Genomic DNA, 12740 nt, shown 5'->3' on the forward strand with positions numbered 1-12740 from the left:
AGCGGGCTAACACCGCCAGTGCTTGACGTTTACCCACGGGCCCTCAACGTCCCCGCATTTCTTGCGGCAGTGTGCTGGCTTGAGTTCGTTGCCAATGTTCTCGCTAAACGCCTCACCCGCTTCATGCGCGTGTGGCACGGCCGAGGATATCGCTGTTCCAGCGCCGCATGTCGGTAGTGAATGTGGGTTGCTGTGTCGTACAGGGCAACGCCCGCACTTGTCGCCGCATCGCGTCGCGAGGGTTTCCTGTGCGGTGCGAATGCCTACACACAGTTTGCCGCAAAGGGGCCGGGGATATTCGATGTCGCGGGCCGTAACGCAGGTGCAGGAAGCAGGTGAGGCGCTCAGGCAGCGCGCTGGCAACGAACATGAGCAGGTAAGCTGCCGTGTGAAGCATGGGGACGTTGAGAGCCCGTGGGTAAGGGTCAAGCACTGGTGGTGTGAGCGGCTTTTTTCTGCCTACTCTTCTTTGCCGCGGCAAAGAAGAGTAGGTGCCGCCCCGCACAGGGGCAACGTCCGCGCCGCGAGGCGCATACGCGGATGCCCGCGAAGGGCAAAGCAGACCAACCGTCCGCGGATGCCCGCGATAAGGGCGAAGCAAACGAACGCATCGCGGATGCCCGCGAAGGGCGAAGCAAACGAACGCATCGCGGATGCCCGCGCAGGGCGAAGCAAACGAACGCATCGCGGATGCCGGCGAAGGGCAAACCAAACGAACGCATCGCCGATGCCCGCGCAGGGCAAACCAAACGAACGCATCGCGAATGCCGGCGAAGGGCAAAGCAGACCAACGCATTCGCGGAGGCCCGCGATAAGGGCAAAAAACCAATGCGTCGCTGACATTAAAAAGAACCCGTCGCTTCCACGCAAGACGCCTCGCGCCACGTCACCTAAACTAGGACCATTACTGTGAACGAGCCCCAAGGACCCGCCATGAACGACCAGAACGTAACCCGCCAGACCTTCGACGAAGTCATGGTCCCCGTATTCGCGCCCGCGTCTTTCGTGCCGGACCGCGGCGTCGGTTCCCGTGTGTGGGACACGCAAGGCAAGGACTACATCGACTTCGCGGGCGGCATCGCCGTGACGGCGCTGGGCCACGCACATCCGGAACTGCTGAAGGTTCTGCACGATCAGGGTGCGAAGCTGTGGCACATCGGTAACGGTTACACGAACGAGCCCGTGCTGCGTCTGGCCAGGCGTCTCGAAGAACTGACCTTCGCCGACCGCGCGTTCTTCGCGAACTCGGGCGCGGAAGCCAACGAAGCCGCGCTGAAACTCGCGCGCCGCGTTGCGTTCGAGCGCTTCGGCGCGGAGAAGGACGAAATCATCTCGTTCACACAGTCGTTTCATGGCCGCACGTTCTTCACAGTGAGCGTCGGCGGCCAGCCCAAGTATTCGGAAGGCTTCGGCCCCGTGCCCGCAGGCATCCGGCATCTGCCGTACAACGACATCGATGCGGCGCGCGCGGCCATCGGCCCGAAGACGTGTGCCGTGATCGTCGAGCCGTTGCAGGGCGAAGGCGGCGTGATTCCCGCCGATCCCGCGTTCCTGAAGGCGCTGCGCGAAGCGTGCGACCAGCACAATGCGCTGCTGATCTTCGATGAAGTGCAAACAGGCGTGGGCCGCACTGGCTTCTTCTACGCGTACGAGGACACGGGCGTGACGCCCGACGTCCTGACGACGGCCAAGGCGCTCGGCAACGGCTTCCCGATCGGCGCGATGCTGACCACGAAAGAACTCGCCGCGCACTTCAAGGTCGGCGTGCACGGCACGACATATGGCGGCAATCCGCTCGCGACGGCGATCGCGCTCAAGGTGGTCGATCTCGTCAGCGACCCGAAGCTGCTCGAAGGCGTGCGTGCCCGCAGCGAAGCGCTAAAGGCGACGCTCGCGAAGATCAACGAACGCTTCGGCATTTTCAGCGACGTGCGCGGCAAGGGCCTCCTGATCGGCGCCGAACTTACGGACGCCTACAAGGGTCGCGCGAAAGACTTCGTGACGGCAGCGGGCAATCACGGCGTGATCATGCTGATGGCGGGCCCCGATGTGCTGCGTTTTGCGCCGTCGCTGATCATTCCGCTCGACGACATGAACGAAGGTCTCGCGCGCTTCGAAAAGGCGATCGAGGAAGTCGTCGGCGCTGCGGCACTGGCCAAGTAATCGTCGAGCCACATTAAAGCTTCATTACACGAGACCACGATGCTCTTCGTCCGCCCTGGCCGCCTGGCCGATCTCGACGCCTTGCAACAGATGGCGCGCAACGCGCAGCCCGTGCTGCACTCGCTGCCGCACGACCGGCGCGCGCTGGAGGCGCGCGTCGCGTTGTCGGAAGACTCATTTCGCGCGGAAGTCGATTTTCCGGGCGAGGAGTTCTATCTCTTCGTGCTGGAGGACAGCGAGACGGGCAAGCTGCACGGCACGGCGAGCATCGTCGCGGCGGCCGGCTACTCGGAACCGTTCTACGTGTTCCGCAACGATGCCCTCATTCATGCGTCGCGCGAGCTGCACGTGAACCGCAAGATTCACGCGCTGACGATGTCGCACGAACTGACGGGCAAGAGCCGTCTCGCGGGCTTCTACATCGACCCCGCGATGCGCGGCGATGCCGCCGCCCATCTGATGTCGCGCGCGCGCATGATGTACATCGCCGCGAACCGCAAGCGCTTTACGTCCGAGGTGTTCTCGCTGCTGCTCGGCGTGACGGACGACGCGGGCGTGTCGCCGTTCTGGGAGGCCGTCGGCCGCAAGTTCTTCGGCCGCAATTTCGCGGACATCGAAGTGCAGTCGGGCGGACGCAGCAGCACGTTCATCGCGGAAGTGATGCCGAGCTACCCGATCTATGTGCCGCTCTTACCCGAAGCCGCGCAGCGCGTGCTCGGCGAGCCCGACGAAAAGGCACTGCTCGCGTACGACATCCACATGGAAGAGGGCTTCGAGACGGACCGCTACGTCGATATCTTCGATGCGGGCCCGGTGCTCACCGCACAGGTCGATCGCAGCACATGCGTCGCGCGCAACGAGCCGCGCATGGTGCGCGAGGCATCGGCGCAGCGGGGCGCGACGTATCTGATCGCGAGCAACAGGCCCGGCGAGTTCCGCTGCGTGCTCGCCGATCTGCCCGCGCACAAGGACGAAGGCGCGCCGCTGCCGGCGGCCGCGCGTCATGCGCTCGGCGTGCAGGACGGCGAGGCCGTGCGTTGCGTGCCGCTGCATCAGCAGGAACAGAAACACACTACGGGAGAAGCACAATGATCGTCGTTCGCGTCGTGCAGACGGGCGATGTGGACGCGCTCGTCGCGCTCGCTCAGGAGACGGGGCCCGGTCTCACGACCTTCAAGCCGGATCGCGATGCGCTCGCCGCGCGCATCGCGCGTGCGCGCCGCACGATCGAGGACAAGGCCGCGTCGCACGAGAAGGGCTACTTCTTCGTGATGGAAGATTCGCAGACGAAGGACATTGCCGGCGTCTGCGGGATCGAAACGGCCGTGGGACTCGAGCAGCCGTTCTACAACTATCGCGTGAGCACGGTCGTGCATGCGTCGCAGGATCTCGGCATCTGGACGCGCATGCGCGCGCTCAACATCTCGCACGACCTGACGGGTTACGCGGAAGTGTGCTCGCTGTTCCTGAGCCCGCGTTATCGCGCGCATGGCGTGGGCGGCTTGCTGTCGCGCTCGCGCTTCATGTTCATCGCGCAGTTTCGCGACCGCTTCCCGCAGCGCATCTGCGCGGAGCTGCGCGGCCATTTCGACGCGGACGGCACGTCGCCGTTCTGGCGCGCGGTCGGCTCGCACTTCTATCAGATCGACTTCAACGCGGCGGACTATCTCAGCTCGCATGGACGCAAGTCGTTCCTCGCGGAGCTGATGCCGCGCTTCCCCGTGTATGTCGAACTTCTGCCCGAGGAAGCGCAGCAAGCGATCGGCCTCACGCATAGCGATACGCTGCCCGCGCGCAAGATGCTCGAAGCGGAAGGGCTGCGTTACGAGAATCACGTCGACATCTTCGATGCAGGCCCCGTGCTCGAATGTCACGTCGCCGACTTGCGCACGGTGCGCGAGAGCGTCGTCGTGCCCGTCGAAATCGCCGCGGTTCAAGCGCATGAAGAAGCCGCGCCGGAAAGCGGCCCGCGCTCGCTCGTATCGAACACGTCGCTTGCCGATTTCCGCACGGGCGTGGCCGCGGGCGTCGTCGAGGACGGCGTGTTCCGTCTGTCGGCGGACGAGGCGGCGGCATTGAACGTGAAGGCAGGCGAGCCGGTGCGCGTGCTGCCCCTGAAACGCAATGAGCGCAAGTGAGAGAGAAACAAGGACTGACATGAGCGAGCTTTTCATCAACGGCGAATGGATCGCCGGCACAGGACACGCATTCGCATCGCGCAACCCGGGCACGGGCGCGACGGTGTGGGAAGGCAATAGCGCATCGGCCGAAGATGTCGATCGCGCCGTGATGAGCGCGCGCCGTGCGTTCGCGATGTGGTCGGCCGTGAGCCTCGACGAACGCATCGCCATCGCGCGCCGCTTCGCTGCATTGATCAACGAACGCAAGGAAGCGATCGCCGAGGCGATCGGCCGCGAAACGGGCAAGCCGCTGTGGGAAGCGCGCACGGAAGCTGCGTCGATGGCCGCGAAGGTCGAGATCTCGATCCAGTCGTACAACGAGCGCACGGGCGAACGGCGCGCCGCGATGGCGGACGGCACGGCCGTGCTGCGTCATCGTCCGCATGGCGTCGTGGCCGTGTTCGGTCCTTATAACTTTCCTGGGCATCTGCCGAACGGGCATATCGTGCCCGCGCTGATCGCGGGCAATGCCGTCGTGTTCAAGCCTTCGGAACTCGCGCCGGGCGTCGCGCGCGTCACCGTCGAAGTGTGGCGCGACGCAGGTCTGCCCGCTGGCGTGCTGAACCTCGTGCAAGGCGAGAAGGACACGGGCATCGCGCTTGCGAATCATCGGCAGATCGACGGCCTCTTCTTCACGGGCAGCTCGGATACGGGCACGCTGCTGCACAAGCAGTTCGGCGGGCGGCCTGAGATCGTGCTCGCGCTGGAGATGGGCGGCAACAATCCGCTCGTCGTCGCGCCCGTCGCCGATATCGACGCCGCCGTGCATCACACGATTCAATCGGCGTTCCTGTCGGCAGGCCAGCGCTGCACGTGTGCTCGCCGCGTCTTCGTGCCGAACGATGCATTCGGCGAGCGCTTCATCGAGCGCCTTGTCGACGTGACGTCGCGCATCGCAGTGGGCGAATACAACGCCGATCCGCAGCCGTACATGGGTGCCGTGATCTCGGCGCGCGCGGCGGCGCGTCTCGTCGAAGCGCAGGCGCGCCTGATCGCCGACGGCGCGAAACCGCTCCTGAAGATGGAGCAGCGCGATCCGAAGCTCGGCTTCGTGACGCCCGCGATTCTCGACGTGACGAACGTGCTGAGCCTGCCCGACGAAGAGCACTTCGGCCCGCTCGCGCAGATCGTTCGCTATGGCACCTTCGACGAAGCGATCGCGGGCGCGAACGATACCGAGTTCGGTCTCTCGGCGGGATTGCTCGCCGACGACGAAGCGCTGTGGACGCACTTTCAGCGCGCGATCCGCGCCGGCATCGTGAACTGGAACCGGCCGACCAATGGCGCATCGTCGGCGGCGCCGTTCGGCGGCACGGGGCGCTCGGGCAACAACCGGCCGAGCGCGTACTACGCGGCCGATTACTGCGCGTACCCGATGGCCTCCGTCGAAAGCGCGCAACTGCAAATGCCCGCGAGCGTGTCGCCGGGTCTTCATTTCTAAGGATCGACGATGCAAGCCACTGAAGCGAATTTCGACGGACTCGTCGGACCGACCCACAACTATGCGGGGCTGTCGTTCGGCAACGTCGCGTCGCAGACCAACGAGAAGTCAGTTGCGAACCCGAAGGCCGCTGCGAAGCAGGGCCTGCGCAAGATGAAGCAGCTCGCGGACCTCGGTTTCAATCAGGGCGTGCTGCCGCCGCAAGAGCGTCCGTCGATGCGCCTGTTGCGCGAGCTGGGTTTCTCCGGCGATGAGGCGAGCGTGATCGCGCGCGTCGCGAAGAATGCGCCCGAATTGCTCGCGGCGGCGAGTTCCGCATCGGCGATGTGGACGGCGAACGCCGCGACCGTCAGCCCGTCCGCGGACACCCACGATGGCCGCGTGCACTTCACGCCCGCGAACCTGACGAGCAAGCTGCATCGCGCGATCGAACACGAATCGACGCGCCGCACGCTGCGCGCGATTTTCGCGGACCCGTCGCGCTTCGTCGTGCACGAAGCGCTGCCCGGCACGCCTGCGCTCGGCGACGAAGGCGCGGCGAACCACACGCGTTTTTGTGCGCAGTATGGCGCGAAGGGCGTCGAGTTCTTCGTCTATGGCCGCAGCGAATATCGCCGCGGACAGGAGCCGAAACGTTACCCCGCGCGTCAGACCTTCGAGGCGAGCCGTGCGGTTGCCCATCGTCATGGCCTTTCCGACGATGCAACGGTGTACGCGCAACAGACGCCCGACGTGATCGACGCGGGCGTGTTCCACAACGACGTGATCGCAGTGGGCAACGCGCGCACGCTGTTCTGTCATCAGTTGGCGTTCGTCGATCAGCAGGCCGTGTACGACGAACTGCGCGCAAAGCTCTCGAAGCTCAACGCCGAGTTCAACGTGATCGAAGTGCCGGACGCGCAGGTGAGCGTCGCCGATGCCGTGACGTCGTATCTGTTCAACAGCCAGTTGCTGTTGCGCGGCGACGGCCGCCAGGTGCTGGTCGTGCCGCAGGAGTGCCGCGAGAATCCGCGTGTCGCGGCTTATCTCGACGACCTGGCATCGGGCAAGGCGCCTATCGACGACGTGCTCGTGTTCGATCTGCGCGAGAGCATGAAGAACGGCGGCGGCCCCGCTTGTCTGCGTCTGCGTGTGGTGCTCAACGATGCCGAGCGTGGCGCGGTGACGCCGGGCGTGTGGATCGACGACAGTCTTTTCACGCGGCTCGATGCGTGGATCGAGAAGCACTATCGTGATCGCCTCGCGCCCTTGGATCTGGCCGACCCGCGGTTGCTTACGGAGTCGCGCACTGCGCTCGACGAACTGACGCAGATTCTGGGTTTGGGATCGCTGTATGACTTCCAGCGCTGATACGGCCGTGCCGGCGATGCTCGACGATTTCCTCGCGTTCACGCTCGCGGGCGCGCGGCCGGCCGACGATGCGCGCGATGGCGTGTGCGCGAACGGCGTGCGATGGTCGTGGATCGATGATGGCGTGCTGCAGTTCGAGCCTGCTGCGTCATCGGGCGGCGAGGTGCGCAGTGTGCTTGCATCGGCGGGCGTTCACGGCGACGAGACAGCGCCCATCGAGTTGCTGTCGTTTCTGGTTCGCGACATTGCGCACGGACGCGTTGCGCTCGCGTGCCGACTGCTCGTGATCCTCGGCAACGTGCAGGCGATGCGCGAGTCGTGCCGCTATATCGACGACGATCTGAACCGCCTCTTCAGCGGGCGTCATGCACAACTGCCCGAGAGTCGCGAGGCGCCGCGCGCTGCCGCGCTGGAGCGTATCGCGATGCGGTTCTTCGCCGATGCATCGAATACGCCCGGCGCACGCTGGCACATCGATATGCACACCGCGATTCGCTCATCCGTGTTCGAGCAGTTTGCGTTGTTGCCGCATACGGGCGCGCCGCTGTCGCGATCGATGTTCGAGTGGCTGCGCGATGCGCGCATCGCGGCTGTGCTGCTGCATACGACGAAGGGCAACACGTACTCGCATTTCACGGCCGAGTCGTGTGGCGCGGATGCCTGCACGCTGGAGCTTGGAAAGGTGAGGCCTTTTGGGCAAAACGACTTGTCGCGGTTTGCCGGTGCGGATCATGCCGTGCGGCAACTCATTGCGGGTGAGGCAGGGGATGCTTCGCTTGCGTTGCCGCGCGTGTTTACCGTGATCGATCAGATCACCAAGCAGAGCGATGCATTTGAATTGCTGTTCGCGAAGGACGTGGCTAATTTCACCGCGTTCGAGCGCGATACGGTGCTCGCGCGGGATGGGGATTATCGGTATGTCGTGCGGCACGATGAAGAGCGGATCGTGTTTCCTAATGCGACCGTCAAGCCTGGGTTGAGGGCGGGGTTGCTGGTCGTTGAAACGACTGATGAGACGCATTCGGTACTGATGTAGGTTTGTTGTCTGCGACGCTGTTGGTTTTTTAGCGTGCCGCTGGCATCAGCGAATGCTTCCGTTTTCTTTGGCCTTGCGCGGGCATCCGCGATGCGTTGGTGTGCCTTGCCCTGCGCGGGCATCCGCGATGCGTTCGTTTGCTTCGCCCTGCGCCGGCATCCGCGCCGCCAGGCGCATCGCGGATGCCGGCGGCACGCTGAAACAACAACAAAAGCCGTCGCAGACAAAAAGCCGTCGGCAGACACCAATTCCATTGCCCCTTTCCGACAAGAACTTGCAAATTCGCGCGCAGCAAGAACCCTCATAGCGACCACTAAAACACCGCTGCGCGGAATGAACAACGAGGACCCTGTAAAATCCACCGCCTTGTGCGCCGCACCAAGCCCCTCACAACCGTTTGAACCGTATTTTTGGCGTTGCAATGATCACGCGCACGCCCAACGCGGGGCGTACCGCACACCAGCACTTCTTGAGGAAAGCATCGATGAAAATGAGTTGGCAAAAAATGGCCGCGCTCGCCGCATTCGCGGGCGCGATGATGGCAGTGAACGCAACGGCCGCCCAGATCAAGGAACTCCGCTTCGGCGTCGAAGCGTCTTATGCGCCGTTCGAATCGAAGTCGCCGGCGGGTGAACTGCAAGGCTTCGATATCGACATCGGCAACGCCGTCTGCGCCAGACTCAAGACGAAGTGCGTGTGGGTCGAGAACGCGTTCGACGGCCTGATTCCCGCGCTCCAGGCCCGCAAGTTCAACGCGATCAACTCGGATATGTCGATCACCGACCAGCGCCGCGCTGCCATCGACTTCACCGATCCCATCTACGTGATCCCCAACCAGATGATCGCGAAGAAGGGCAGCGGCCTGCAGCCGACGGCCGCATCGCTGAAGGGCAAGCACGTCGGCGTGCTGCAAGGCACGATCCAGGAAACCTACGCGAAGGCCAAGTGGGCGCCCGCCGGCGTCGACGTGATTCCGTATCAGACGCAAGACCAGGTGTACGCCGATCTCGTCGCGGGCCGTCTCGATGCATCGTTCCAGGACGCGGAAGCGGCCTCGAAGGGCTTCCTCAAGAAACCGCAGGGCGCGGGCTTCGAATTCGCCGGCCCGCCCGTTTCGGATGAAAAGCTGCTCGGCTCGGGTGTCGGGTTCGGCATCCGCAAGGGCGACACCGCGCTGAAGGACGCCGTCAACCAGGCACTGAAGGAACTGAAGGCCGACGGCACGATCGACCGCCTAGCCGCAAAATACTTCGACGTGAAAGTCGTGCTCAAGTAATACGCGCGTCATCGGCTGCGGATACGCGCGCCGATGTTGTTCGACGACGGCCGCTTCGAGCGGCCGTTTTGTTTTTTTGCCCTTGTTTCATGGTCTTTTTCGCGTAGCCATGCTCCGGGGCCATTGTGGCTGCGCTAAAATCGGCGAGCGGGGGAAAAGGCTCGATGCGCCGCGCTCGGGAAGCGGGCGCCTCGAAACCTCAAGAACAACACTGAACGCGATGAGAGTACGAAGCGCCACGCTTCGCCGCAACCACATGTATGGGACCAGGTAGTCATGGGACGGGAGCCAAAGTGCCCACTTCCATCGACACGCGAGTCCTGGTCGACAGGGGACCGGAATGACCACCAACGCAGTCGCTGACGAACGCCAGGCAGAGGGCGTTCCCGGCATCGCGCAGGACCAGTGGGCAAACGTTTCAATCGCCCGTCAGCCTGTTCTGAATCGCGACAACATGTTGTGCGCGTTCGAACTCAAGGTGCACCAGCCGCCCGTCGCGCAAGCGAGCGAAGAGCCGGCGGCGGCAGACGAACCATCGTCGAAGGGGCAGGCGAGCGCAACGAAAGCCATCATTCACGCCGTTTTGCAGGCCGATGTGCGCGCCGCGCTCGCCGGTCATCCGGGCTATCTGCAGGTCACGCGCGAACTGCTGTTCGACGACGCGCTCCGCCAGATTCCCGCCGGGCGCTTCATGTTCGAGCTGCCGACCGAAATTGGAGCCGACGATCAGTTGATCGCACGCATCGTCGAGTTGCACGCTCGCCGCCATCGCTTCGTGCTCGACAACGTTGCGCAGGCCGACGAAACGTTCGCGCGTCTTCTGCCGTATGCGGATGCCGTGAAGATCGACATGAACCGCATCCCGCAGGCGATGTTGCCGAAGTTCGCGAGCGTGCTGAAATCGGCGGGCAAGCTGCTGATCGCGCTCGGCGTCGAGTCGCAAGCCGTTTTCGAGCAAGCCTTCAATCTCGGCTTCGACCGCTTCCAGGGCTATTACTTCGCGCATCCACAGGGCGCGGACGCGCGCAAGGTCAGCGCGCCGCGTCATGCGCTGCTGAACCTGCTGCAACTGCTCGGCGGCGAGCCGACAGTCGCGCAACTCGAAGCTGAACTGAAGCTGAACCCCGTGCTCGTGATGCACCTGATGCGCCTTGCGAACTCAAGCGGACTCGCGATGGGGCGCAAGGTCACGACGCTGCGCGAGGCGATCAATGCGACGGGCACCAACCGCATCGCCCGCTGGACGCAACTGCTGTTGTACGCGGACGGCCGCAAGGTCGCGCTCGAAGACGATCCGTTGCTGCAACTCGCCGCCACGCGCGCGCGCTTCATGGAACTCGCTGTCGAGCGCCTGCCCGAGGCGGGCCGCCACGAAACCGATGCGGCGTTCCTCACGGGCGTGTTCTCGTTTGTCGATTCGGTGTTCGGCGGCTCGCTCGAACAGACGCTGAACGTGCTCACGCTGTCGAAGCCGATCCGCGACGCGATTCTCCAGCGCGAAGGCGTGCTCGGCACGTTGCTGACCGTGGTCGAAGCGCTGGAGCGCGGCGCATGGGCCGACATCGAAAACGGCTGCGGGCGGCTCGAAGGCCTGCACGTGCACGATATCGCACAAATGGGCCTGGTCGCGGCCGCGTGGGCGGGCGTCGCGGATCGCAGCGCGGATGCGGCGGGGCTCGAGCGGATCGAAGATTGAACACGGCGCGCGGCTCGAACGCATGAGCCGCGCATGTCGATGGCAGAAGGCGCGCGCTTGACCTCCCGGCCTGAGCAGGTCAGCGCGGTCTTCGAGGGTGCTTCACAGCGTTTCCACTTCACTCACCGGCGCGTGCGCGAAGAACCGTCCCAGTTCTCGCGCGAGGTCGTTGAGCGCGGCCATTTCCCGCTGCGAGATGCGACGCGGCATATCGTGACGCGCCCAGTCGCCATAGAGCAGGGCGACCGTCGTTTTGTTTTCCATCACCACGGGCAGCAATACGAACGAATGCACGTCGTCGAATGCGCGGCGGTACCAATCGGGCAAGCGCGCGTGCATCTTCGGATCGCGTGCGTTCTCGATGAAGATGCCGACCGAGTTCGCGATCGCGAGATGAAACACGTCCGGCTCGAACGCCGTCGCGAAGCTGAGCTTGGGCAACGCCCCTTCGATCTTCGCGCCGAAGCCCATCGTCGCCTTGAAGATGCCGTTGCCCTGACGCACGAACACGACGGTGCGTTCGAAGTTCAGTCCGGCAAGCACGGTCTCCGATGCCATCGCGAGCGCGGGCGCAAGACCGCTGTCGCCCGGCAATGCCTGTAGCTCGACGACGCCCGCAAGAATGCACGATTCGGGGTCGAGCGACTCGCGCGCGATCGCATCGGCATTCGCGCGCAATTCGAAGATCTCGCGCATCACGCCGTTTCGGGTCTCTTCTTCGGCGAGCGTCAGGCTCATGTCGACGAGCACTTCGGGGTCGGTGCCGAGCGTGCGGCTGTAGCGCTGCGCAAGTTCGGCGATGCGCACGTCGCGTTGCGACTCGGGCAGATGCGCCTGCGTGAGCACGTTCGCGACTTCCGTCGAATAGTTCGTGATCGCGCGCAGCCATTGCGCCTGGCGCGGTTCGTCGTGCTGCAGTGGATCGAATTCCGTCATGCCGACGCGGATCATGTCCGGCAGGCGCCAGCGCGTCGCCGCTTCGAGTCCGATCTCCTCGAACGTCACGCCGAGCACGCTCTCGCACGCTTCGTTCTCGCCCATGCCCGTATCGACCTGGCGGCGAATCTGATCCCACTCGGCATCGAGATAGAACACGACGAGCAGCTTGCCGACCTGGCGCATCAGCGTGCACACGATGGCCTCTTCGCCCTGGCGCAGGTCGCCGCGTTCGGTGATCTTGCGCGCGACGCAGCCCGAGAGCATGGTGCGGTTCAGTTCGAGCTTCGCGTCGATGCGACGGGGCACGCTGTGATGAAAGTGATCGACGATCTTCAGGCCGACGACGAGATGGCCGACGGCGTCCATGCCGAGCACCATCAGCGCGCGCGAGACGGTCGTGATGTTGCCGCCGAACGCCATGTACATCGCCGAGTTCGCGAGACGCAGCACTTTCTGCGTCAGCGCGAAGTCGGAGAGCACGATTTGCACGAGCGCGCTGAAGTCGAGATCGTCGTTGTTCATCGCGGCCATCGTCGTGCGGAGCGACTGCTGCAGCATCGGAAAATCGCCGCGCTCGTTCATGCGAGCCCAGAGCCGGTCAAGCAGCGCAGCCTTTAGCATGGGAATCCCACGAAAGCCATACAAGTTCCAGTTAGCGG

Annotated in this window: 11 protein-coding genes; 10 read left to right on the plus strand and 1 reads right to left on the minus strand. The window is 64.3% G+C overall.

The window, feature by feature from the left end; genetic code table 11:
• The first annotated feature begins 540 nt into the window (after positions 1-540).
• From AB4Y32_RS24805 to AB4Y32_RS24850, 10 genes are all read left to right on the plus strand, one after another.
• Positions 541-840, plus strand: a complete 300-nt coding sequence (locus tag AB4Y32_RS24805) for a hypothetical protein (RefSeq protein WP_368723883.1) — start codon at positions 541-543, stop codon at positions 838-840.
• Positions 841-933: 93 nt separating this feature from the next.
• The gene (locus tag AB4Y32_RS24810) at positions 934-2163 is read left to right on the plus strand and encodes an aspartate aminotransferase family protein (RefSeq protein ID WP_368723884.1); all 1230 of its coding nucleotides are present in this window, start codon (positions 934-936) and stop codon (positions 2161-2163) included.
• Positions 2164-2202: 39 nt separating this feature from the next.
• Positions 2203-3255 (plus strand): arginine/ornithine succinyltransferase subunit alpha, encoded by a 1053-nt coding sequence (gene aruF / locus AB4Y32_RS24815; protein WP_368723885.1) that lies wholly within the window; start codon positions 2203-2205, stop codon positions 3253-3255.
• The gene (astA, locus tag AB4Y32_RS24820; RefSeq protein ID WP_368723886.1) at positions 3252-4301 is read left to right on the plus strand and encodes an arginine N-succinyltransferase; all 1050 of its coding nucleotides are present in this window, start codon (positions 3252-3254) and stop codon (positions 4299-4301) included. The genes aruF and astA overlap by 4 nt, the downstream gene beginning before the upstream one ends.
• A 19-nt stretch (positions 4302-4320) precedes the next feature.
• Positions 4321-5784, plus strand: coding sequence for a succinylglutamate-semialdehyde dehydrogenase (gene astD / locus AB4Y32_RS24825; protein WP_368723887.1), 1464 nt, complete (start codon positions 4321-4323; stop codon positions 5782-5784).
• A gap of 9 nt (positions 5785-5793) precedes the next feature.
• Positions 5794-7134 carry an N-succinylarginine dihydrolase gene (gene astB / locus AB4Y32_RS24830; RefSeq protein ID WP_368723888.1) on the plus strand — a complete coding sequence of 447 codons (1341 nt, stop codon included), beginning with the start codon at positions 5794-5796 and terminating at the stop codon, positions 7132-7134.
• A complete protein-coding gene (gene astE / locus AB4Y32_RS24835; RefSeq protein ID WP_368723889.1) occupies positions 7118-8170 on the plus strand; it encodes a succinylglutamate desuccinylase in 1053 nt (350 codons plus the stop codon). Before astB ends, astE begins: the two co-directional genes overlap by 17 nt.
• A gap of 127 nt (positions 8171-8297) precedes the next feature.
• A complete protein-coding gene (locus AB4Y32_RS24840) occupies positions 8298-8477 on the plus strand; it encodes a hypothetical protein (RefSeq protein ID WP_368723890.1) in 180 nt (59 codons plus the stop codon).
• Positions 8478-8654: 177 nt separating this feature from the next.
• A complete protein-coding gene (locus AB4Y32_RS24845) occupies positions 8655-9446 on the plus strand; it encodes an ABC transporter substrate-binding protein (RefSeq protein WP_368723891.1) in 792 nt (263 codons plus the stop codon).
• 340 nt (positions 9447-9786) lie between these two features.
• Positions 9787-11142 (plus strand): EAL and HDOD domain-containing protein, encoded by a 1356-nt coding sequence (locus AB4Y32_RS24850; RefSeq protein ID WP_368723892.1) that lies wholly within the window; start codon positions 9787-9789, stop codon positions 11140-11142.
• A gap of 102 nt (positions 11143-11244) precedes the next feature.
• Here AB4Y32_RS24850 and AB4Y32_RS24855 read toward each other — a convergent pair whose 3' ends face one another.
• Positions 11245-12702 carry an HDOD domain-containing protein gene (locus AB4Y32_RS24855; RefSeq protein ID WP_368723893.1) on the minus strand — a complete coding sequence of 486 codons (1458 nt, stop codon included), beginning with the start codon at positions 12700-12702 and terminating at the stop codon, positions 11245-11247.
• Positions 12703-12740: the final 38 nt, after the last annotated feature.

The organism is Paraburkholderia phymatum, assembly GCF_040965635.1.
Taxonomy (GTDB): Bacteria; Pseudomonadota; Gammaproteobacteria; order Burkholderiales; family Burkholderiaceae; genus Paraburkholderia; species Paraburkholderia phymatum_B.